This window comes from Arthrobacter sp. Ha26 (assembly GCF_059091705.1).
Genome location: NZ_JBNHGX010000007.1, coordinates 109,336 through 130,766 on the forward strand (window position 1 = coordinate 109,336; position 21,431 = coordinate 130,766).

General features: G+C 66.0%; 17 protein-coding genes and 2 tRNA genes. 16 read left to right on the forward strand and 3 right to left on the reverse strand.

What is annotated here, in order from left to right; all coding sequences use genetic code 11:
- The first annotated feature begins 172 nt into the window (after window positions 1-172).
- The 5 genes from AC5RVY_RS16205 (at window position 173) to AC5RVY_RS16225 (ending at window position 7,654) form a co-directional block, all read left to right on the forward strand.
- Window positions 173-2,971: an ABC transporter permease gene (locus tag AC5RVY_RS16205; RefSeq protein ID WP_493955728.1), complete on the forward strand. Its 2,799-nt coding sequence runs from the start codon at window positions 173-175 to the stop codon at window positions 2,969-2,971.
- Window positions 2,968-3,723, forward strand: coding sequence for an ABC transporter ATP-binding protein (locus AC5RVY_RS16210; protein WP_493955729.1), 756 nt, complete (start codon window positions 2,968-2,970; stop codon window positions 3,721-3,723). The genes AC5RVY_RS16205 and AC5RVY_RS16210 overlap by 4 nt, the downstream gene beginning before the upstream one ends.
- A 33-nt stretch (window positions 3,724-3,756) precedes the next feature.
- Window positions 3,757-5,316 carry a methionine--tRNA ligase gene (gene metG, locus AC5RVY_RS16215; protein ID WP_493955730.1) on the forward strand — a complete coding sequence of 520 codons (1,560 nt, stop codon included), beginning with the start codon at window positions 3,757-3,759 and terminating at the stop codon, window positions 5,314-5,316.
- A 69-nt stretch (window positions 5,317-5,385) separates the two neighbouring features.
- The gene (locus AC5RVY_RS16220) at window positions 5,386-6,438 is read left to right on the forward strand and encodes a 3-isopropylmalate dehydrogenase (RefSeq protein WP_493955731.1); all 1,053 of its coding nucleotides are present in this window, start codon (window positions 5,386-5,388) and stop codon (window positions 6,436-6,438) included.
- A 103-nt stretch (window positions 6,439-6,541) separates the two neighbouring features.
- Window positions 6,542-7,654 (forward strand): branched-chain amino acid aminotransferase, encoded by a 1,113-nt coding sequence (locus tag AC5RVY_RS16225; protein WP_493955732.1) that lies wholly within the window; start codon window positions 6,542-6,544, stop codon window positions 7,652-7,654.
- A 105-nt stretch (window positions 7,655-7,759) separates the two neighbouring features.
- Here the strand turns inward: AC5RVY_RS16225 and AC5RVY_RS16230 are convergent, their stop codons facing one another.
- Window positions 7,760-8,368 carry a hypothetical protein gene (locus AC5RVY_RS16230; RefSeq protein ID WP_493955733.1) on the reverse strand — a complete coding sequence of 203 codons (609 nt, stop codon included), beginning with the start codon at window positions 8,366-8,368 and terminating at the stop codon, window positions 7,760-7,762.
- A gap of 92 nt (window positions 8,369-8,460) precedes the next feature.
- Between AC5RVY_RS16230 and AC5RVY_RS16235 the strand changes: the two genes are divergently transcribed.
- From AC5RVY_RS16235 to AC5RVY_RS16270, 8 genes are all read left to right on the forward strand, one after another.
- On the forward strand, window positions 8,461-9,261 hold the full coding sequence (locus AC5RVY_RS16235; protein ID WP_493955734.1) for an MBL fold metallo-hydrolase: 801 nt from the start codon (window positions 8,461-8,463) through the stop codon (window positions 9,259-9,261).
- A 42-nt stretch (window positions 9,262-9,303) separates the two neighbouring features.
- Window positions 9,304-10,080, forward strand: coding sequence for a fumarylacetoacetate hydrolase family protein (locus AC5RVY_RS16240; RefSeq protein ID WP_493955735.1), 777 nt, complete (start codon window positions 9,304-9,306; stop codon window positions 10,078-10,080).
- 48 nt (window positions 10,081-10,128) lie between these two features.
- Window positions 10,129-11,643 (forward strand): glutamate--tRNA ligase, encoded by a 1,515-nt coding sequence (gltX, locus tag AC5RVY_RS16245; protein WP_493955736.1) that lies wholly within the window; start codon window positions 10,129-10,131, stop codon window positions 11,641-11,643.
- Window positions 11,643-12,380: an HAD family hydrolase gene (locus AC5RVY_RS16250; protein ID WP_493955737.1), complete on the forward strand. Its 738-nt coding sequence runs from the start codon at window positions 11,643-11,645 to the stop codon at window positions 12,378-12,380. The genes gltX and AC5RVY_RS16250 overlap by 1 nt, the downstream gene beginning before the upstream one ends.
- 158 nt (window positions 12,381-12,538) lie before the next feature.
- Window positions 12,539-12,610: transfer RNA gene (locus tag AC5RVY_RS16255), tRNA-Gln, on the forward strand.
- A 136-nt stretch (window positions 12,611-12,746) separates the two neighbouring features.
- Window positions 12,747-12,822: transfer RNA gene (locus tag AC5RVY_RS16260), tRNA-Glu, on the forward strand.
- Between the two features lie 132 nt (window positions 12,823-12,954).
- The gene (locus tag AC5RVY_RS16265; RefSeq protein ID WP_493955738.1) at window positions 12,955-14,778 is read left to right on the forward strand and encodes a dynamin family protein; all 1,824 of its coding nucleotides are present in this window, start codon (window positions 12,955-12,957) and stop codon (window positions 14,776-14,778) included.
- Window positions 14,775-16,388: a GTPase gene (locus tag AC5RVY_RS16270; RefSeq protein WP_493955739.1), complete on the forward strand. Its 1,614-nt coding sequence runs from the start codon at window positions 14,775-14,777 to the stop codon at window positions 16,386-16,388. The genes AC5RVY_RS16265 and AC5RVY_RS16270 overlap by 4 nt, the downstream gene beginning before the upstream one ends.
- Window positions 16,389-16,398: 10 nt before the next feature.
- On the opposite strand, the gene AC5RVY_RS16275 is transcribed toward AC5RVY_RS16270, so the two are convergent.
- The gene (locus tag AC5RVY_RS16275; protein WP_493955740.1) at window positions 16,399-16,950 is read right to left on the reverse strand and encodes a DUF1697 domain-containing protein; all 552 of its coding nucleotides are present in this window, start codon (window positions 16,948-16,950) and stop codon (window positions 16,399-16,401) included.
- Window positions 16,951-17,042: 92 nt separating this feature from the next.
- Window positions 17,043-17,762: an IclR family transcriptional regulator gene (locus tag AC5RVY_RS16280; protein WP_009356552.1), complete on the reverse strand. Its 720-nt coding sequence runs from the start codon at window positions 17,760-17,762 to the stop codon at window positions 17,043-17,045.
- 111 nt (window positions 17,763-17,873) lie between these two features.
- Between AC5RVY_RS16280 and leuC the strand changes: the two genes are divergently transcribed.
- The 3 genes from leuC to murA all read left to right on the forward strand — a co-directional run bounded on the left by leuC (window position 17,874) and on the right by murA (window position 21,426).
- Window positions 17,874-19,340 (forward strand): 3-isopropylmalate dehydratase large subunit, encoded by a 1,467-nt coding sequence (leuC, locus tag AC5RVY_RS16285; RefSeq protein ID WP_493955741.1) that lies wholly within the window; start codon window positions 17,874-17,876, stop codon window positions 19,338-19,340.
- 8 nt (window positions 19,341-19,348) lie between these two features.
- A complete protein-coding gene (gene leuD / locus AC5RVY_RS16290; RefSeq protein ID WP_493955742.1) occupies window positions 19,349-19,951 on the forward strand; it encodes a 3-isopropylmalate dehydratase small subunit in 603 nt (200 codons plus the stop codon).
- A 149-nt stretch (window positions 19,952-20,100) separates the two neighbouring features.
- The gene (gene murA / locus AC5RVY_RS16295) at window positions 20,101-21,426 is read left to right on the forward strand and encodes a UDP-N-acetylglucosamine 1-carboxyvinyltransferase (protein ID WP_493955743.1); all 1,326 of its coding nucleotides are present in this window, start codon (window positions 20,101-20,103) and stop codon (window positions 21,424-21,426) included.
- Window positions 21,427-21,431: the final 5 nt, after the last annotated feature.

The window sequence follows — 21,431 nt, forward strand, 5'->3', positions numbered from 1 at the left end:
GCGTCCGGGCGAGGCCACGTATGATTGGCCGGTCTGCTTAAAATGGCTGGGTCCTGCTTCAGGACCGTGCCGGCAGGCCGGCCAATACCTTTTGCACATCCGTCCGTGATCGTCCACGTCCGCCGCCCGCGGACTCGGATGTGCGCACGCAATCCAGGTTCCAGGGAGTTCAATGAACGCCGTCCAGAGGTTCATCAGAAGCAGGGTGCTGCTGTTGACCGCGGCCATCCTGATCGCAGCCATGTGCTTGTCGGTCCTCGTCCAAAGCCAGTCGCAGGCGGCGCTCAGCCGGACCGTGAATGAAAATTCGCGGGGACTCTACGACATCCTGGTCCAGGCCAAGGCGCCTTCGGGTGCGATGCTGCAGCCTGAGATCGCCAACGGCACTGGCGGCATCAGCTTCGACCAGCTGGAGGCCATCCGGAAGCTGTCCGGCACGTCCGTGGCAGCGCCCATCAGCCTGGTGTCCCGCGTGACGCAGAACCTTGAGGCCCCGCGGCTGGATGCCATGGATTACCTGGGCTACAACGCCGGGCTGGCAGGGACCGCGACGGCGGACCAGGCCGCAGGTGCCACCGCCCCGGCCCAGTGGCCCGCGGCAGAGTCCGTGTTGAGTGACCAGGCGAAGAAGTACCGCCTGACGGCCAGCGCGGTAAGTTCGGACGGCGTTTCCGAGCAGACACTCTTCAAGTCCACCGCCGAAGGCACCCTGGGCAAGGCCAAACTCGTGGAGGAAAAGGCCGCCGGGGGGAGCAGCATCCGCATCGCCGCCCCCGAAGGCGAAACCGGCATCAAGTTCGCGGCCCCGGCCGGCGGCTCCGAGCACAACCTCTTCAACCTCTCCGTATCCTTGCCTCTCGCGCCCGAAGTGACCGAGTCAGTGGTCGCCGTCGACCCTGCCTCCGAACGGGCCCTGCTGGGATCCGCCGGGGACTTCCTGGCCCCGCTGGAAAAGGCTCCGCCTGCCGACGCCCGCAACGCCGGCGCCGTGGGCCGGTACCTGGAAGGCCTTTTCACCAACGGCATCGGGCTGGACCAGCTGGCCGAAGGACCTGACTTCCTGGGCGTGAAGCTCAAGTACTGGGCGCCGCTGATGACCCAGTACCAGCAGGCCAAGCGCACCGGCCAGCTGACCGCCGACTCCCAGGCCATACCCCTGGTGGTTCGCTCGGGCACGTCCCTGGACCTGAAGTACAACGTCAAGATCGAGGAAATCGACGGCTCCGGCAAGGTAGTCAAGGACGTCGGAACAGTGTCCCGGTCCTTGGGCCAGGACTACCTGCCGTTCGTCTCGAAGGACCCGTTCGTCCTTTCCTGGCCCGGATCCACGGACCACACATCCCTCCTCGGTGCCAACGGCAACTTCAACCAGGGCCTCTACACGCCCGCCACATGGAGCACCGATTTTGCTGCGGCTCCGCAGTACACGGACGGCAAAACCGCGGCCAACGGCGCCGTGGACAAGACGGCCGTGCCCGGCGAGTGGGTCACTGTGAACCGGCTGCCTGAAAAGAGCGCCAACGGCGCCCCCGTGGACCAGACCCAGCGCGAACCCGTGGACGAGCGGTCCTACCGCGAGAACCTGGAAACCGGCGGGAAAAAAGTCTCAGCTCCGCTGGCCATGGTCTACGGCACCTTCGACCCCTCCGCCGTGGCCAAGGCCGCCGGTGACGTCAACAGGCTTCCGCTGGGCGGCTACGACCCCTCTCCCTTCAGCCTGGTCAAGGATGCCGAGGGCAAGGACGTGGCAGCCACCGCGCTCAAGCCTTCCCTGAGCGCCACCGGGCTCGCCAGCCAGTCCGCCGGCGCCATCACCGACTACTACGGCCTTGCCGCTGCCCGCGGGTATACCCAAAACGCCGCCGTCATTGATGCCATCCGGGTCCGCGCCGACGCCCCCGGCAGCTGGAAGGAAGCCCAGCCGGAAGTGGAGAAGCTCGCCGCCGAGATCCGCGGCATGGGACTGGAGGCCACTATCGTTGCCGGCTCCGCGCGTGAAGACGCCAGCATCTTCGTTCCCGGTTATTCCAAGGACGACGCCGGGAAGGAGTCTGCCTTGGGCACCGTCCAGCAGTCCTGGGTTCGGCAGAACGCTGCCGACGCCGTCACCGGGTCCCTCTCGGGCACCAACATCACCCTGCTCTTCCTCACGCTGTGCGGGGCCGCCCTCCTGACCGGTGCCTCCACCGTCAGCTACATCCGCAAGCGCCGGTCGGAAGCCGGAACGCTCCGTGCGATGGGCTGGACCCAGCGCCGGATCCGCAGTTGGGTCCTGGAGGAATTCGGGGTGGGCGCGGTCCTGCTCGCCGTGGCCGGCCTCGTCCTGAGCCTGGTCAGCTGGAGCCTGGCCACCGCCCTGGTGTCCGTTTCGGTCCTGGTGCTGTACGCCGCCGCGGCTTTCTTTGCCGCCCAGCAGCTGCGCCACCGCGATGTCATTGACCAGGAACCGCAGCACGACGAAAGGCTCATCCCGGTGGACTCGCCGCTGACCTTCGCCAACCGGCAGCTGGGCACCAACAAGTTCAACACCTTGTCCCTTGCTGTTGCCGTGGGCGTCTTCGGCGCGGCCGTGGGCGGACTGATCGCTCTGCTGATCGACATCCCGCGGGCGGCCGGCGCCAGCGCACTGAGCGGCCTCGCCGCTGCCAGCGTCACGCTGCCAAGCATCCTCCTGGCCCTCGCCGGGGTGGTGGTGGGGCTGGTGCTCACCCTGGTCACCGGCCGCTTTGAACTCAATGCCAAGCGCCAGTACCTTGGCATCCTCGAAGCCATGGGCTGGAACCCGGACATGCTCCGCCAGGTCCGGTTGTTCGAGAATGCGCTGGTGGGAACCGTGGCCCTGCCGCTGGGCGTGCTGGGCGCCCTCGGCATCGGCCTGCTGCTGGCCCCCTACGCGGCCCTCTGGGCCGGCGTGGCCGGGCTCGTGGCTGTACTTTGCTGGATACCGATTGCAACGAAAGTGGTCCAATGACAAACCAGACGAATGTCCAGCGGAGCCGCCGGTCCGGCTCCGGCGACGTCCCCCTGCAGACGCGCGCCAACACCATCGTCAAAGCCGCTGACCACGGCACCCCGCTGGAACTGAGCGATATCACCATCCGCTACGGCGGCGGCAAAGGCGGCGCGGAACCCGTCAGCGTGGTGGAAGGCTTCGACCTGACGCTGCACGCGGGTGAGATGCACTGCGTCGCCGGCCGAAGCGGCTCCGGCAAGACCAGCATCCTGACGGTGAGCGCGGGACTGACCCTGCCGACGTCGGGCCGTGTCTTTTGGGAAGGCGATTCCCTCGAAAGCATGGGCGACGACGAAATTGCCGACCGCCGTCGTGCCCTGATCGGGTACGTGGACCAGGGCGGGGCCCTGATCGACGGCATGAGCGCCTTGGAGAACGTGCTGTTGCCGGCCGTTCCTGACGGCGAAGTGGACCAGCGCCGCGACATGGCCAAGGACCTCCTGGACCTGGTGGGCCTGGGCCGCCGCATGCGGCACCGCCCCGCCCAGCTTTCCGGCGGCGAACGCCAGCGCGTCGCGATCGCCCGGGCGCTGATCCTGGGCACCCGGGTCCTGGTGGTGGACGAACCCACGGCCAGCCTGGACCGGGCCTCCGCCAACCGCATCATCAGCATCCTGAAGGACACCACGTCCGATGGCATCGCGGTGCTGGTTGCCTCGCACGACCACGAACTTGTCCGGCTCAGCGATACCCTGACTGAACTGATCTAGCCTGTCCCTCCGCACCGAAGGTAACGTCCACCCGTGACTGCTTCAGAGAAAACGCCGTTCTACATCACCACGGCCATCACCTACCCCAACGGCGTGCCCCACATCGGCCACGCCTACGAGTACATAGCCACTGACGCCATGGCGCGTTTCAAGCGGCTGGATGGCTATGACGTGATGTTCCTGACCGGCACTGACGAGCACGGGATGAAGATCGCCCAGACCGCGGAAAAGGAAGGCATCACGCCCAAGGAGCTGGTGGACCGGAACGCGGAGGTGTACAAGGCCGCCCATGCAGCGCTGGGGATCACCTACGACCGCTTCATCCGCACCACGGACCAGGACCACTACACCGCCTCGCAGGCCATCTGGAAAAAGATGGAGGCCAACGGGGACATCTACCTTTCTAAATACGAGGGCTGGTACTCCGTCCGGGACGAGGCGTTCTACGGCGAGGATGACACCGTGGTCAAGGACGACGGCGTGCGCTACTCGAAAGAGACGGACACCGAGGTCACCTGGACGGCTGAGGAGAGCTACTTCTTCCGGCTGTCCGCCTACCAGGACAAGCTCCTGGCGCTTTACGAGGCACAGCCTGAGTTCGGTGCGCCGCAATACCGCTTCAACGAGGTCATCAGCTTCGTCAAGCGCGGCCTGGAGGACCTGTCCATCAGCCGCACCACCTTTGACTGGGGCGTCCCGGTCCCGGGCAACGACAAGCACGTCATGTATGTGTGGGTGGATGCCCTCACCAACTACCTCACCGGCGTGGGCTACCCGGACGTCGATTCGGAGAAGTTCCGGAAGTTCTGGCCGGCCGATGTTCACATCATCGGCAAGGACATTTCACGCTTCCACGCCATCTACTGGCCGGCCTTCCTCATGAGCGCGGGCCTGGGACTGCCCAAACGGGTCATGATCCACGGCTTCCTGAACAACAACGGTGTGAAGATGTCCAAGTCATTGGGCAACGTGGTGGCCCCGGCCGACTTCGTGGCCCAGTATGGCCTTGACCAGGTGCGGTTCTTCTTCCTGCGGGAGGTGCCGTTCGGGGCTGACGGCAGCTACAACCATGAGGCGATTGTTGGCCGGATGAACGCCGACCTCGCCAACAACTTCGGAAACCTGGCCCAGCGTTCACTGTCGATGGTGGCGAAGAACTGCGCCGGCCGGGTACCGGTCCCCGGAGCGTTCACCGCCGAAGACACCGCCATCCTTGCCCAGGCCGCCGGCCTCCTTGAGGCTGCACGGGCAGCATTTGAAAAGCAGGAATTCAGCCGTGCCCTCGAAGCAATCTGGGGCGTCCTGGGTGACACCAATGCCTACTTCGCGGAGCAGGCCCCCTGGGTGCTGCGGAAAACTGACGTCGAACGCATGAACACCGTGCTGTACGTGACGCTGGAAGTCCTGCGCATCGTGGCCATCCTCACCCAGCCCGTGATGCCGGTCGCCACTGCCGCGCTCCTGGACACCCTGGGCCAGCCGGACGGGGAGGCCCGCCAGTTCTCCGCCATCGGCACCCCTATCGCCGCCGGCACGGAACTGCCCGCCCCGGCGCCGGTATTCCCGAAGTATGAGGAGCCGGCAACCGAGTGACCGCATGGATGGTGTTCGGATAGTGAGACGGCTTGACCAGCATATGGATCACTTGGCTACCCTGAAACCATGAGCGCATCCTCCATCGATCTTGCAGTTATCCCTGGCGACGGCATTGGCCCCGAGGTCATTGCGGAGGCACTGAAGGTGCTCGAGAAGGCGGTGGCCGCCGAGGGCGTAGAGCTCCAGCAGACCCACTACAAGCTCGGCGCGGAGCATTGGCTGGCCACCGGTGAAACCCTGCCGGACCGCGTTCTGGAAGATCTTCGCACCCGGGACGCCATCCTGTTCGGCGCCGTGGGCGCGGCACCCGGCGACACCCGCATCCCGTCCGGCATCATCGAGCGCGAGATGCTGCTCAAGCTGCGCTTCAGCCTGGACCACTACGTCAACCTGCGGCCTTCACGTCTCTACGGAACGGTGGGGAGCCCGCTGGCCAACCCCGGCACCATCGACTTCATTGTGGTGCGCGAAGGAACCGAAGGCCCCTACGTAGGCAACGGCGGAACCCTCCGGGCCGGCACTCCGCACGAAGTGGCCACCGAAGTATCGCTGAATACCGCCCACGGGGTGGAGCGCGTGGTCCGCGATGCCTTCCGCCGGGCCAGCGCCAGGGAGCGCAAGCACGTCACTCTGGTCCACAAACACAACGTTCTGGTCTACGCAGGGCATTTGTGGAAGCGCACGGTGGAGGCCGTCGCACAGGAGTTCCCGGACGTCACGCACGACTACCTGCACGTGGACGCAGCCACGATCTTTATGGTCACCGACCCGTCCCGCTTTGATGTGATTGTCACCGACAACCTCTTCGGTGACATCCTCACCGACCTCGCCGCAGCCATCACCGGCGGCATCGGTCTGGCAGCCTCGGGCAACATCAACATGGACCGGACGGCGCCATCGATGTTCGAGCCGGTCCACGGTTCCGCCCCGGACATCGCCGGACAGGGCAAGGCCGACCCCACTGCCGCCATCCTGTCGGCGGCGCTCCTGCTGGACCACCTTGGCTACACCACGGCGGCCCGCAGGATCGAAGAGGCAGTAGTTGCCGACGTCGAAAAGCGCGACGGCGGTGCACGCTCCACCAGCGAGGTGGGCGACGCCATCGCCGCCGGCCTCTAGCCCGCCGGGGGCGTACCGGCAACGGGCGTAAGCTTGTCTCGAATCACCAAATGCCGCCTTGCCGTTCAACGCTGAATCAAAGGCGGCCGATCGTGGAGGAACCATGACTCAGACTGCCCACGGCGTCGAATTCACCCAGCAGCCTTCGGCCAACCCGAAATCTGCCCAAGAGCGTGCAGCCATCCTGGCGAACCCGGGATTCGGCAACTTCTTCACCGACCACACCGCCATCGTCGACTACCGTGTGGACGAGAACGGCAACGGCGGCTGGCACAATGCCCGGATTGAAGGCTACGGACCCATCGTCCTTGATCCCTCGGCCGCTGTTTTCCACTACGGCCAGGAGATCTTCGAGGGGCTCAAGGCCTACCGCCACGCGGACGGATCCATTTGGACCTTCCGGCCGGAAGCCAACGCGGCCCGCCTGAACAAGTCCGCCCGCCGGCTCGCCCTGCCGGAACTGCCGGCCGAATACTTCCTTGGCGCCATCCGCGAACTGGTCGCAGCTGACAAGGAGTGGGTACCCAGCGGTGACGGCGAAGCGCTGTACCTGCGCCCGTTTATGATCGCCACCGAAGCCTTCCTCGGCGTCCGCGCAGCCCGCGAAGTCTCCTTCCGGGTGATCGCTTCGCCGGCCGGCAACTACTTCGGCGGCGAGCTGAAGCCGGTATCCATCTGGATCTCCCGCGAATACGCCCGCGCCGGCCGCGGCGGAACCGGTGATGCCAAGTGCGGCGGCAACTACGCTGCCTCGCTCATTGCCCAGCAGGAGGCCGAAGCCAACGGCTGCAAGCAGGTCCTGTTCCTAGACCACTTCAACGATGACGCCGTCGAGGAACTGGGCGGCATGAACGTGTTCTTCGTGATGAAGGACGGCTCGCTGGTGACCCCCGCGCTGACCGGCACCATCCTGGAAGGCGTCACCCGCATGTCCGTCATCCAGGTGGCCAGGGACATGGGCCGCGACGTCACGGAGCGGAAGATCACCCTTGAGGAATGGCGCGACGGCGTAGCCTCCGGCGAGATCGCAGAGGTCTTCGCGTGCGGCACGGCTGCTGTCATCACCCCGATCGGCGTCCTGAAGGACGCCACGGAATTAATCGGTTCCGAGGATGCCACGGCAGGGGAGACCACCATGGCCATCCGTGAACAGCTGCTCGGCATCCAGACCGGCGCCGTCCCGGATACTCACGGTTGGCTCACCCGGCTGGCATAGCGGCACAGATTCAATGATTTACGACGGCGCCTGCCGGGCTTTGGTTCCGGCAGGCGCCGTTTTTGCGGGGGCGTGCGGAGGAAGCAAACCCCGACTACAGCCCGGTCAGCGCCGGGCAGCCTTTCTGGCGGCGTTCTTTAGTGCCTTGCGGGAAACAGGCTTCAGGGCCTTCCTGGCCGCTTCTTCTTCCAGGGCCCGCCTGCGCCGGGCATCAAGGAGGTCGTTCCACAGTGTGGTGGCGAAAACCCCGCCGTCCTGGGTGTACAACTCGTAGGGATAGTCGGCAAACCCGGCCGGCGGAGTGCCGTCCGGAAGCTGTTCGCCGGCGGTCCGGGCTACGGCATCCGCTACTGCCCACGTTTCGGTCAGGTGGGGCACCAAGCTGGCTTCCACAAACGTGTTCGGGTCGGAGGAGACGGCAGCCCGCTCGAGCAGGTTCTTCAGTTGCTGCTCGAGGTGTCCTGCGGCCGCTTCTGCAAGGGAGGTACCGTCCTCGGTGGACCTGGCCAGCACGGCTTCCTGTTCGGCCACTGCCTTGGTCCAGTCTTCTGTCCGGCGGAATGCCTGCCAGGTGGGGAACCACACCACGGCGCCGGTGGCGTGGTTATGGATGTGCCGGAGGCCGGTGCTCTTCTCGGTTCCAGCATGGTCGTTTCCGGCCGCGGCAGCACCGGCGAGGAGCTCTGACAGGACGGGTGTTGGTGCGGTGCTCATGATGGCGTGCTTTCCGGTAGGAAGTTCGGGATCCGTATGCCACAACCCGCCGCCGGGTCTCGCTTATTCCGCCGGACTGCGAAGATGGGGTGGTGACTCCAGCTTCCGGCCCCGTCCTCCAGCGCAGTTCAGCCCTGACGCAGTTCATCCTTGCCCCGAATCCCGGGCCCATGAGCCTGGAGGGGACCAACTCCTACGTGTTGCGGGCCGGGAATGATCCAGCCGCCGTCGTGGTTGACCCGGGGCCCCTGGACGAGGCGCACCTCCAGGCGCTTGCCGGCACCGGTCCGCTGGAGCTCATCCTTATCACCCACCGGCACGCCGACCATACTGCCGGTGCAGCCCGCCTGCACCAGCTGACCGGGGCTCCTGTCCGGGCCGCCGATCCCGTCCACTGCCACGGAGGCGGGACCGGACTGCAGGACGGCGAGGTAGTTTCCGCGGCCGGGCTGGAGATCAGGGTTGTTGCCACGCCCGGCCACACGTCGGACTCCGTATGCTTCCACCTTCCCGGCGACGGCCCACAGGGTTCGGTGCTGACCGGGGACACGATCCTTGGCCGCGGCACCACCATTCTTGACCACCCGGACGGGACCCTCGCGGACTACCTTGCATCCCTGGACAGGCTGGAAGCACTGGGCCCGGCAGCAGTCCTTCCCGCCCACGGGCCGGTATTGCCGTCGCTTGTGGACATCGTCCGGGCCTACCGCAGCCACCGGCTGGAACGGCTGTCCCAGATCCGCGCTGCCTTGGACCGGCTGGGCCGGGACGCGCCCGTCCGGGACGTCACCGACGCCGTTTATGCCGACGTCGACCCTTCCGTCAGGCGGGCCGCTGAAACGTCTGTTGCTGCCCAGCTTGACTACCTGCGCGGCGAAGCAGCACGGCAGTAGTGCCGCCCGGCCGGCAACCGGCGAGACGGTAGGGTAGGAGCCATGCGTATTGCCAGGTTTGTCGTTGATTCTGATCCCCTCTACGGCGTTGTCGAAGGTGACACGGGCAGTGAGGTCATCACTGTTATCCATGGAGACCCTTTCTTCAACGGGGTGGAGCGCACCTCCGTCCGGCACCAGCTGGACGACGTCCGGCTGCTCGCGCCCATCATTCCCCGCAGCAAGGTGGTCGGCGTGGGGCGCAACTTCGTAGAGCACGCGCATGAACTCGGCAACGAAGTTCCCGCCCAGCCGCTCCTGTTCCTGAAGCCGAACACCGCCGTCGTTGGCCCCAACGATCCTGTGGTGCTGCCCGAGTTCTCCGAGGAAGTTTCCTTCGAAGCCGAGCTGTGCGTGGTGATCGGCCGGATCTGCAAGGACGTGCCGGAGGACCGCGTGGACGACGTCATCTTCGGCTACACCTGCGGCAACGACCTTACTGCGAGGGATGTCCAAAAAAGCGACCTCCAGTGGACGCGCGCCAAAGGCTTTGACACCTCCGCGCCGCTGGGCCCGTGGATCGAGACGGACCTGGATCCGGAGGACGTGCAGATCCAGGCCAGGCTCAATGGAGAGCTCCGGCAGGACGGCAGCACCAGCCAGATGATCAGGGGAGTACGCGAGCTCGTGTCCGTTGTCTCCCAGGCGTTCACCCTCCTGCCCGGCGACGTCATCATGACGGGGACACCTGCCGGGGTGGGCCTGGTGAGCCCGGGTGACCGCATTGAGGTAGAGATTGAGGGGATTGGACGTCTGTCCAACCCCATCGTCCGCCGCTGAGCCATGCCGCGGTGGCGGCAGGCGGCAGACGGTAAAGTTGAAGCCACTATGACTACTGCTCCTGCGTCGAATGCTGCCTCCATCCCGCCCGTCACCGCGGAGACACCCGTACGGGTGCGCTTCTGCCCCTCGCCCACAGGCACCCCGCACGTCGGGCTGATCCGTACCGCCCTCTTCAACTGGGCCTATGCCCGCCACACCAAAGGCACCATGGTGTTCCGGATCGAGGATACTGACGCAGCCCGGGACAGCGAGGAAAGCTACCACCAGCTGCTGGATGCCCTGAAATGGCTGGGCATCGACTGGGACGAGGGCGTCGAGGTTGGCGGCCCGCACGAACCCTACCGGCAGTCGCAGCGCAGCGGCATTTACCAGGATGTGATTGCACGGCTGCGCGACGGCGGATTCATCTACGAGTCCTATTCCACACCTGATGAGATCGAGGCCCGGCACCGCGCGGCGGGACGCGATCCGAAGCTGGGCTACGACGGCTTCGACCGCCACCTGACGGAAGAGCAGCTCGCCCAGTACAAGGCCGAAGGCCGCGAGGCTGTACTGCGCCTCCGCATGCCGGACGAGGACATCACCTTCACCGACCTGGTGCGCGGTGACATCACCTTCCGGGCCGGCTCCGTGCCGGACTTTGCAGTGGTGCGTGCAAATGGGGCGCCGCTGTACACCCTGGTGAACCCGGTGGACGATGCCCTCATGGGTATAACCCACGTACTTCGCGGGGAAGACCTGCTCAGTTCCACGCCCCGGCAGATTGCCCTGTACCGGGCCCTTTATGCAGTGGGCGTGGCGCAGTACATGCCGGAGTTCGGCCACCTGCCGTACGTGATGGGCCAGGGCAACAAGAAGCTCTCGAAGCGGGACCCGGAATCCAGCCTTTTCCTGCATCGGGAGCGCGGCTTCATTCCCGAAGGGCTGCTGAACTACCTGTCCCTGCTGGGCTGGTCCCTGAGCGCCGACGAGGACATCTTCACCGTTGAACAGCTGGTTGAGCATTTCGACATCCACGATGTACTGGGCAACCCGGCGCGCTTCGACCTGAAGAAGGCCGAGGCCATCAACGGAACGCACGTCCGGATGCTGGCGCCCGAGGTTTTCCGGGAGCGGCTGGCCCCGTACCTGCGCGCAGCCGGCCTCGTGGGCGAGATCCTGACCGACCGTGAAGAGCAGATCCTGACCGAGGCCGCGCCCCTGATCCAGGAGCGCATCACCCTGCTGGGGGAGGCGCCCGAAATGCTGGCGTTCCTCTTCAAAGCTGACGACGCCATCGACGTTGCCGCTGACGCACTCAAGGGACTGCCGGAGAATCTGACGGAGGTCCTGGACGCAGCCATCGCTGCGCTCGAACCCGTGGAGGACTGGAACCCGGACACCATCCAGGCCGCCCTGAAGCAGGCCCTGGTTGAGGACATGGGCATCAAGCCCCGCCTTGCTTTCGGGCCGGTGCGCACGGCCGTCTCCGGCCGCCGCATCTCCCCACCGCTGTTTGAGTCCATGGTGATCCTCGGCAAAGAGTCATCCCTCAGCCGGCTCAAGACCTTCCGCGGCTGATGGCGGCCCCCCGCCAGGCAGAGGGCGCCGTCCTGGAGACGCCTTTCGGCGCAGTCCGGGGAGTGCTCTTCGACATCGACGACACCCTGGTCGACCTCGAATACTCCATGACCACCGCCCTCCGGGAGGTCAGCGAACACCTCCTGCCCGGCCTCGACCAGGCCGGGTGGGAACGGTTCGGGCGCATCTTCACGCACGAGACCACGCACTACTACGACCGGTACCTGGCCGGCGAGCTGACCTTCAACGAACAGCGGTTGCTCCGGGGCCGGGCCGCGCTGGGACATTTCGGGGTTGAGTTGGGTGAAGGCGAGCAATCGCACCAGTGGCTCAATGCGTACATGGAAAAACAACCCGCCTACGTGAAGCCCTTTCCCGACGTGATGCCGTTGCTGGACAGGTTGGACCGGGCCGGCATCCCCTACGGCGCGGTCAGCAACAACGTGCACGATTACCAGCGCGCCAAGCTGGACGGAGCGGGGCTTGAACGCGTCCGCCGCCTCGTGGGAACAGACACCCTCGGAGTGGCCAAACCGGACCCGGCCATTTACCTCGAGGGGGTCCGGCTGCTGGGCACCGACCCCGCCCACACCCTGTATGTGGGTGACAACCGGCTGCTCGACGCCGAGGGCTCCGCAGCCGCCGGCCTCCTTGGTGTCTGGCTGAACCGGGCTGGGGAACCGGCGCCAGGATTCGACGGCAACTCGGTGTCGTCACTCCAGGAATTGGTCGCGTAGGAATCGATGCATGCGGGGCGCTGCTGCCGGCGGCCCGCATGCCCCACGGAAGGGGAGGAGCCGATTTGTGTGAGCCGGAAGTGTCGGGTAAAGTAATTTCTCGTGCTGAGGGGCACGGAGCAGGGTAAAAGCCCTGAAAACCGGCCCGAAAGTATCATTGGGATATGGTGTAATTGGCAACACTACGGTTTCTGGTACCGTCATTCTAGGTTCGAGTCCTGGTATCCCAGCTCTGTTCAGAGCCCTTAAACGGGCGGGAAGACAGAAGGTTTCAGGCGGCTCGCCGATTTGAAACCGAAGCAAAGTGTGTGAAACAATCACTGAGCTTGACCAGCGGAAACGCTGGCAAAGTACGGAAAAGTACGCGGCCCCATCGTATAGCGGCCTAGTACGCCGCCCTCTCACGGCGGTAACGCGGGTTCGAATCCCGCTGGGGTCACCAACAAAACGGTCCCGGGCAGACGCCCGGGGCCGTTTTTCGTTCCACCCCCGCCAGCATCCAGGCTTTGCACCCACTTCCGGAGATAACACCGTTGGGTTCGCGGGTGAGTTGTCCGGGACGGGGTGTTTCGTGATGAACCCCACCCAAGCGGCCCTCAACTGGCATGATGATCCTGTGACCTTCCGGGACGAACAGGACTTACCGCACGAATCGCAGCCGGCGCAGGCCGCACTCGCGGCAGTTGCGCTGCTGGAACAGGTGCGCGGCGACCTTGCCGCCGCCGCACTTCCCCTTGCCCTGCCCGAGGCGGAGCAGGCCCGGCGTGACGCAGCCAGCGCCGTCGCCCAGCTCGATGACTACATCCTCCCGCGCTACCGCAGCCTGGACGCCCCGCTGCTGGCCGTCGTCGGAGGCTCTACCGGGGCGGGCAAATCAACACTCGTCAACGCCCTGGTGGGCCACCCGGTCACGCGGTCAGGAGCCATCCGCCCCACCACCCGCCAACCCATCCTTCTCCACCATCCGTCCGAGACGGCCTGGTTTGAGGGCCAGCGCGTCCTGCCCACCCTGAACCGGATCCGGGGGTTCGTGACCAGCAGCCCGGTCCCGGCCACCAGCGCCGGGCCGGTCCCGGACGCCGGCGCCATGTCCTCCCTTGTGCTCGTCGCCGACCCCGCACTGCCGGAGGGCGTCGCGCTCCTGGACGCCCCCGACGTCGACTCCATTTCCGACGACAACCGAAAGCTTGCCGGGCAGCTGCTCGCCGCGGCCGATCTATGGATTTTCGTCACCACGGCCAACCGCTACGCCGACGCCGTTCCCTGGAAATTACTCCTTGACGCAGCAGCCCGGGACATCATGGTGGCAGTGGTGCTCGACCGGGTACCGGCGGGGGCAGAAGCGGAGGTGAGCGAGGACCTGCGTGGCCTCCTCGACCGTGAAGGCCTGGCTGCCGCCCGGTTGTTCATCATTCCCGAGACATCACTCGACCAGCTGGGCATGCTGCCTGCCGGCGTGGTCCTCCCGCTGCGCACCTGGCTTGGCGAACTTGCCGCCGATTCCCCCGGCCGTTCCGAGATCGCGCGGCGCACTCTGAACGGAACCGTCAGGGCCCTTACCGGCCGCGTCGCTGCGGTAGCCCAGGCGGCGCGGGAGCAGGAGCACGCCGCCGCGGACCTCGAAGCCGCCGCCGTTTCGGCCTACAAGGCTGCGGCTGCCCGCATCCTCGACGCCACCCGGGACGGTTCGCTCCTTCGCGGCGAAGTGCTGGCCCGCTGGCAGGACTTCGTGGGCACCGGTGAATTCTTCCGGACCCTGGAACAGAATGTTGGCCGGTTCCGCGACCGGTTGGGCGCGTTCTTCCGCGGTGAACCACCACCCGCCATTCGGGTGGAAGCAGCTATTGAAACCGGCCTGCAGGCTGTGATCGTGGATGAAGCCGCGAATGCCGCCGAGGACACGGACCAGCGCTGGCGGTCCCACACCGCCGGACGGCACCTGCTTGGGACTGATGACCTTTCCGGGACAACTCCGGGCTTCGAGGACCGTGCAGCCGCCGAAATCAGGGCCTGGCAGGAGGCCCTCATGGATCTGATCCGCACTGAGGGCCAGGGGAGGCGGACCCAGGCCCGCTGGCTGTCCTTCGGCATCAACGGGCTGGGTGCGGCCCTGATGATCGTGGTGTTTTCCATGACGGCCGGGCTCACCGGGCTCGAGGTCGGAGTAGCCGGCGGGACCGCTGTGGTGGGCCAACGGCTGCTGGAGGCGGTCTTTGGCGAGGACGCCGTCCGGCGCATGGCCGAAAAAGCACGTGAGGATCTGCACGTCCGCTGCCAGCGGCTGCTCCAGGACGAACAGCAAAAATTCCTTACCAGGCTTCCGGAACAGGATGACAGCTCCGTCCACTCCCTCGCCGCCCATGCCGATGCGCTGGCTCGGCTGGCGGACACCGCATGAGCCGCCACACCGACACCCGCGATTCGTCCCGGCTGGACCGGAGGCTCTCCGCGCTCAACGACGCCCGGCAACTCGGTGAAGGCGTCCTTCCCGATGAGACGCTCCAGGAAGTGTTCAACGTCCTCGAGCGGGCCAGTTCCCGCCGGTCAATGTCCGCTGACCACACGGTGGTGGGGTTCTTCGGCGCCACCGGCAGCGGCAAGTCCTCCCTGTTCAATGCGGTGAGCGGAGCGGAAATCGCGACGGCGGCAGCTCGACGTCCCACCACGTCGGAGCCATTGGCGGGGGTATGGGGAGCGGAAGGCAGCGAACCGCTGCTTGACTGGCTGGAAGTCCGGAACAGGCATCATGCCGCAGCTGTGGAGGGCTTCGCCGACGAGGACACCGGCCTGATCCTGCTGGACCTGCCGGACTTCGATTCCACCAGGGCAGCCAACCGTGAAGTGGTCCAGCGGATGGTGGGGCTGGTGGACGTGCTGGTGTGGGTCCTTGATCCCCAGAAGTACGCCGACGCGGCTGTCCATAACGAGTTCCTGTCGCGCCTGGCCTCGCACGCGGCCGTCACCCTGGTGGTCCTCAACCAGGTGGACCGCCTGCCCGCCCAAGATGTGCTGCCCGTACTGGAATCCCTGCGGTCCATTCTTGCCCGCGACGGCCTGGCCAAGGTCCAGGTGCTCGCCGCTTCCGCGCTCACGGGCACAGGAGTGGACCGGGTCCGGGACGCCATCCGAAATGTTGCAGTGAAACGCAAAGCCCAGTCCCAGCGGCTTGCCGCAGACATCAGCCGGGCGTCAGCGGAATTGGGAGCAGCATCAGGTGGCGGGGAGGCCGCCGGGGTCCGCTCGGCGGCAAAGGCGCGCCTTGCGGATGAGTTGGCAGCTGCGGCGAATGTGCCGGCTGTGGTCCGGGCAGTGGGCCAGTCCTACCGGCTCGAATCAGTGAAGCGCACGGGGTGGCCCGTCACCCGCTGGCTGTCCAGGTTCCGGCCTGATCCTTTGCGGCGGCTCAATCTGCGCAGCAGCGCACCTTCGGAGTTGAACCGGACGTCGCTGCCACCGGCCGGAGCCCCTGAGCGGGCACGCACCGACGCAGCGGTGAGGGAATTTGCCGATGCCGCCAGTACCGGGGCTCCGGGTCCGTGGCGCGCAGCCATCCGCAGCGCCGCCAGGGAGGGCAGGGAGCGCCTGCCCGACGCACTTGACCAAGCCATAGCCGGCACCGACCTCGCCGCCAACCGCAAGGCATGGTGGTGGGGCATGTTCAACGTAGTGCAATGGCTGGCGCTGCTCACGGTACTGGGAGGCCTGGGCTGGCTTGGGGTGCTGGCAGCCCTGGGATACTTCCAGCTGCCCGTGCCGGAGGTGCCCAGGGTGGAAGGCTGGCCGGTCCCCACGCTGATGATCGCCTTCGGGGTGGTGCTGGGAATTGTCCTGGCCATCACAGGCCGTTTCATCGCAGTGGCCGCTGCCAACCGGAGGGCAGCGCGGGCACGGAAGCGACTTAACGCAGCGGTGGCCGCCGTGGCCAAGGAACTCGTGGTGGAACCCGTGGAGGTTGAAGCGAGCAGGCTTGCGGCCTTCAACGCGGCGCTTAGAACAGCGGCCGGATAAGTTTCGGCAATCAGTTCGCGGCTGCTTCGAGTTCCGTGGCGGCATCCCTGACTTTGATCAGGGTCCGCAGGTTGCGTGTGGTGGTGGAGGCTTTGAACCTGGCCTTGGCGGTGACTTTGCTGAATGGACTGTCCAGGGTTCCTCCGGCCGGCGCCAACCAGGCCAGAGCCTCAGGGCCCAGCCTCTTTTGCTCCGCGCCCTCCAGTACGGCACCGGCCGCTTCAAGGTCATCCAGCATGCCGGCATCGGAGGAGAGCGTGATGTAGGTGTGGGTGGCCTTATCGTCGTCCGGGTAGGGGCAGGCAGCCACCAGTTCGGCCACCCGGTCCGCCTCGAGGACCACCACCCAGGCGTCGTAGCCGAAGGTGTCCCGGAGGCATTGTTCGCATGCCCGTTTTAGTGCGGTGGCATTAAGGTTGCTGGTCAGCACCACGTTACCGCTGGCAAGCAGTGTCCGGGCGTCTGGAAAGCCAGCTGACGTGAGCGCCTCCCGGAGATCCGCCATCTTGATGTTGATGCCGCCCACATTGATGCCGCGAAGAAATACTGCGTAGCTGCCCATGGCGAAAATCCTAGCGTCCGGAGCAGGGCCGCGACGCCGTCGGCCGCCTTTTCGTGCTCCTCAGGCAGGTCCTGCGCCCGGCAGTTCCCCTGTCAGTCGTTGTTCTTGCGGAGCGCCTCGGTGAGGATGCGTCCGGCGTTGCAGACCACTTCGGCGTGCAGCCGGCCCGGCTGGCGGGTGAGCCGCTCAATGGGGCCGGAGATCGAAACCGCCGCAATCACGCGGCCGGACGGCCCGCGCACCGGCGCCGAGACGGAGGCGACCCCCGGCTCGCGTTCGCCGAGGCTCTGGCCCCAGCCCCGCCGTCGTACTCCTGCCAGAACTGTCGGTGTGAAGCGCGCGGACTGCAGGCCTTCGAGCAGGCGGTCGTGGTCCTCCCACGCGAGCAGCACCTGGGCGGCGGATCCGGCTTTCATGGACAGCTGGGTGCCCACCGGAATGGTGTCGCGCAGGCCGATGGGGCGTTCGGCAGAGGCCACACAGACGCGCCAGTCGCCCTGGCGGCGGAAGATCTGTGCGCTCTCGCCGGTGGCATCCCGCAGCTGCATCAGCACCGGTCCCGCCGATGCAATTAGACGATCCTCGCCGGCAGCCGATGCCAGTTCAACCAACCGGCTTCCCAGGACGAAGCGGCCCTGGATGTCACGGCTGACCAGCCGGTGGTGGACCAGGGCCAAAGCAAGGCGGTGGACGGTGGGACGGGCCAGGCCTGTGGCCGCCACCAGCTGCGCCAGCGTGGTGGGCCCGGCCTCCAATGCATCAAGCACCTGGGCCGCTTTATCAATGACGCCGACTCCACTAGAATTGTCCATGTAATGATATTGCCGTCTCATTATCTGAGATGCAAATCTTTCGGCTGGCGCAGTACGAAGCGTACTGGTTCAGTGGAACTCATCAGCCAACAGCAGTGAAGGGAGATGGCCATGGCAAAGACATTGGCCGAGAAAGTCTGGGACGCGCACGTGGTGCGCAAAGGCGACGGCGAAGGTGCCAATGCCCAGCCAGACCTTCTTTTCATCGACCTCCACCTGGTCCACGAGGTCACGTCCCCGCAGGCATTCGAAGGCCTGCGGCTGGCCGGCCGCAAGCTGCGCCGCCCGGACCTGACCATCGCCACGGAGGACCACAACACTCCCACGCTGGACATCGATAAGCCTATCGCCGACCTGACCAGCCGCACGCAGATCCAGACGCTGCGCAACAACTGCGCCGAATTCGGGGTGCGCCTGCACTCCCTCGGGGACGCTGAACAGGGCATCGTCCACGTGGTGGGCCCGCAGCTGGGCCTAACCCAGCCTGGCATGACGGTTGTCTGCGGCGACTCGCACACCTCCACCCACGGTGCTTTCGGGGCGCTGGCCATGGGTATCGGAACTTCCGAGGTGGAGCACGTGATGGCCACCCAGACGTTGTCCCTGAAGCCGTTCAAGACCATGGCCATCAATGTTGAAGGCACCCTGCGTCCCGGCGTCACGGCCAAGGACATCATCCTGGCCGTCATCGCCAAGATCGGCACCGGCGGCGGCCAGGGCTACGTCCTGGAATACCGCGGCTCCGCCATCCGGGCGCTGTCGATGGATGCCCGGATGACCATCTGCAACATGTCCATTGAGGCCGGCGCCCGCGCCGGCATGGTGGCGCCGGATGAGACCACTTACGAGTACATGAAGGGCCGTCCGCACGCCCCGGAGGGCGCCGACTGGGACGCGGCCGTCGAGTACTGGAACACGCTGCGGACCGACGACGACGCCACCTTCGACGTGCAGGTGGACCTGGATGCCGACACGCTGGAGCCGTTCGTCACCTGGGGCACCAACCCCGGCCAGGGCGTCTCGCTGTCCGAATCCGTGCCGTCGCCGGAGGACTTCGGCGACGAAAACGCCAAGGCTGCCGCCGAACGCGCGCTGCAGTACATGGGCCTCGAAGCCGGTACACCCATGAAGGACATCCGGGTGGACACGGTCTTCCTGGGCTCCTGCACCAACTCCCGCATGGAGGACCTGCGCGCCGCCGCGGACATCATTCGCGGGCGGCAAAAGGACCCCAACATCCGGATGCTGGTGGTGCCGGGCTCCGCACGCGTGCGCCTGGAGGCCGAGGCCGAGGGCCTGGACAAGGTGTTCAAGGACTTCGGGGCTGAATGGCGCTTTGCTGGCTGCTCCATGTGCCTGGGCATGAACCCGGACCAGCTGGAAGTAGGGGAGCGTTGTGCCTCCACCTCCAACCGCAACTTCGAAGGGCGCCAGGGCAAGGGCGGCCGGACCCACCTGGTGTCTCCGGTAGTGGCCGCCGCCACGGCCATCCGCGGCACGCTGAGCTCGCCGTCGGACCTTGATCCCGATCCGGTGGTTGAGCCTGCCGGAACCCCCATCCGCACCGACGCAGCCTAGGACACGCCATGGAAAAGTTCACCACCCACACCGGAATCGGCGTCCCGCTGCGCCAGAGCAACGTGGACACGGACCAGATCATCCCCGCTGTCTACCTCAAGCGCATCACCCGCACCGGGTTCGAGGACGCCCTGTTTTCCGCGTGGCGCAAGGACCCCTCCTTCATCCTGAACCAGGAACCGTTCAATGCCGGTTCCGTCCTGGTGGCCGGCCCCGACTTCGGCACCGGCTCCTCGCGCGAACACGCGGTCTGGGCGCTGAAGGACTACGGCTTCAAGGCCGTGCTCTCCTCCCGGTTCGCCGATATTTTCCGGGGCAACTCCGGCAAGCAGGGCCTGCTGGCCGCTCAGGTGGCGCAGGACGATATCGAACTGATCTGGAAGGAGCTCGAGAACGCTCCGGGCACCCAGGTCACCGTGGACCTCGCCTCCAAGACTGTGGTGTGCGGCAACATCGTGGCCCCCTTCGAAATCGACGACTACACCCGTTGGCGCCTGCTCGAGGGCCTGGACGACATCGGGCTCACCCTGCAGCACGAGGAGGACATCACTGCCTACGAGGCCACCCGTCCTGCCTTCCTGCCCAAAACCCTGCCCGCCCGCCTTTCCTGAGCGGGCTGAAGTACCCCTGACCGTGCGACGGCGGTCCGCCACGCCCTGCCGCCGTCGCCCGCGTATTTCGGTTCGGTAACGCGACCTCCTATGCTTGGTTGGAGCCTTTGCAAGGGTTTGGGGGCTAGTTATCGTGAGGAAACCGGTATATGAGTAGTGTTCTGACAATCCGTGGCGGAGTCCCGCTGACCGGCCGTGTAAGCGTCCGGGGAGCAAAAAACCTCGTCCCCAAGGCGATGGTGGCGGCGCTGCTGGGCAATGAACCGTCGGTGTTGCGGAACGTGCCGGAGATCAAGGACGTGGAGGTGGTCACGTCCCTCCTGCAGCTCCACGGCGTGACTGTGGTCAAGGACCCTGTGAACGGGGACCTCACGCTGGATCCGAAAGCGGCCAAGACCGCGCCGAGCACCGCGATCGACGCCCACGCCGGCGACTCCCGGATTCCCATCCTGCTCTGCGGCCCGCTGATCCACGCCATCGGCGAAGCGTTCATTCCCGATCTGGGCGGTTGCAAGATCGGCGACCGTCCCATCGACTACCACCTTGACGTGCTGCGCCAGTTCGGCGCGGTGGTGGAGAAGCGGCCCGGCGGCATCCACATCTCCGCTCCAAAGGGCCTGCATGGCGCGAAGATTTCCCTGCCCTACCCGTCCGTCGGGGCCACCGAGCAGGTGCTGCTCAGCGCCACCCGCGCTGAGGGCATCACCGAGCTTTCCGGAGCCGCAACGGAGCCGGAAATCATCGACCTGATCGCCGTGCTGCAGAAGATGGGCGCCATCATCAGCGTCCAGACAGACCGCACCATCCGCATCGAAGGCGTCCGCGACCTCGGCGGCTACAACCACCGCGCCCTCTCGGACCGCAACGAATCGGCATCGTGGGCGTCCGCGGCGCTGGTTACCAAGGGTGACATCTTCGTTGAAGGCGCCTCCCAGCGGGACATGATGACGTTCCTGAACACCTACCGCAAGGTGGGCGGAGGCATGGACATCGGCGAGGACGGCATCCGTTTCTACCACAAGGGCGGAAAGCTCAACCCCCTGGTCCTGGAAACGGATGTGCACCCCGGTTTCATGACCGACTGGCAGCAGCCGCTGGTGGTGGCGCTGACCCAGGCCGAAGGTGTCTCGATCGTCCATGAGACCGTGTACGAAAACCGCTTTGGCTTCACCGACGCACTGATCCGGATGGGGGCCAGTATCCAGGTGCACCGTGAGTGCCTGGGCAGCGTACCGTGCCGGTTCGGGCAGCGGAACTTCCTGCATTCCGCCGTGATTTCCGGACCAACCCAGCTCAAGGGAACCGACATTGACGTGCCGGACCTGCGAGGGGGATTCAGCCATCTCATCGCTGCCCTCGCGGCCACGGGAACCTCACGGGTCACCGGAATCGACATCATCAACCGGGGCTACGAGCGCTTCACCGAAAAGCTTGCCGGACTGGGCGCCGACTTCGACATCACTCCCGTGAAGTAGCGGTA

Coding starts and splice junctions, on each gene's coding strand:
- AC5RVY_RS16205 (WP_493955728.1), top strand. CDS start 173: ATGAACGCCGTCCAGAGGTTCATCAGAAGCAGGGTGCTGCTGTTGACC.
- AC5RVY_RS16210 (WP_493955729.1), top strand. CDS start 2,968: ATGACAAACCAGACGAATGTCCAGCGGAGCCGCCGGTCCGGCTCCGGC.
- AC5RVY_RS16220 (WP_493955731.1), top strand. CDS start 5,386: ATGAGCGCATCCTCCATCGATCTTGCAGTTATCCCTGGCGACGGCATT.
- AC5RVY_RS16225 (WP_493955732.1), top strand. CDS start 6,542: ATGACTCAGACTGCCCACGGCGTCGAATTCACCCAGCAGCCTTCGGCC.
- AC5RVY_RS16230 (WP_493955733.1), bottom strand. CDS start 8,368: ATGAGCACCGCACCAACACCCGTCCTGTCAGAGCTCCTCGCCGGTGCT.
- AC5RVY_RS16240 (WP_493955735.1), top strand. CDS start 9,304: ATGCGTATTGCCAGGTTTGTCGTTGATTCTGATCCCCTCTACGGCGTT.
- gltX (WP_493955736.1), top strand. CDS start 10,129: ATGACTACTGCTCCTGCGTCGAATGCTGCCTCCATCCCGCCCGTCACC.
- AC5RVY_RS16250 (WP_493955737.1), top strand. CDS start 11,643: ATGGCGGCCCCCCGCCAGGCAGAGGGCGCCGTCCTGGAGACGCCTTTC.
- AC5RVY_RS16265 (WP_493955738.1), top strand. CDS start 12,955: ATGAACCCCACCCAAGCGGCCCTCAACTGGCATGATGATCCTGTGACC.
- AC5RVY_RS16270 (WP_493955739.1), top strand. CDS start 14,775: ATGAGCCGCCACACCGACACCCGCGATTCGTCCCGGCTGGACCGGAGG.
- AC5RVY_RS16275 (WP_493955740.1), bottom strand. CDS start 16,950: ATGGGCAGCTACGCAGTATTTCTTCGCGGCATCAATGTGGGCGGCATC.
- AC5RVY_RS16280 (WP_009356552.1), bottom strand. CDS start 17,762: ATGGACAATTCTAGTGGAGTCGGCGTCATTGATAAAGCGGCCCAGGTG.
- leuC (WP_493955741.1), top strand. CDS start 17,874: ATGGCAAAGACATTGGCCGAGAAAGTCTGGGACGCGCACGTGGTGCGC.
- leuD (WP_493955742.1), top strand. CDS start 19,349: ATGGAAAAGTTCACCACCCACACCGGAATCGGCGTCCCGCTGCGCCAG.
- murA (WP_493955743.1), top strand. CDS start 20,101: ATGAGTAGTGTTCTGACAATCCGTGGCGGAGTCCCGCTGACCGGCCGT.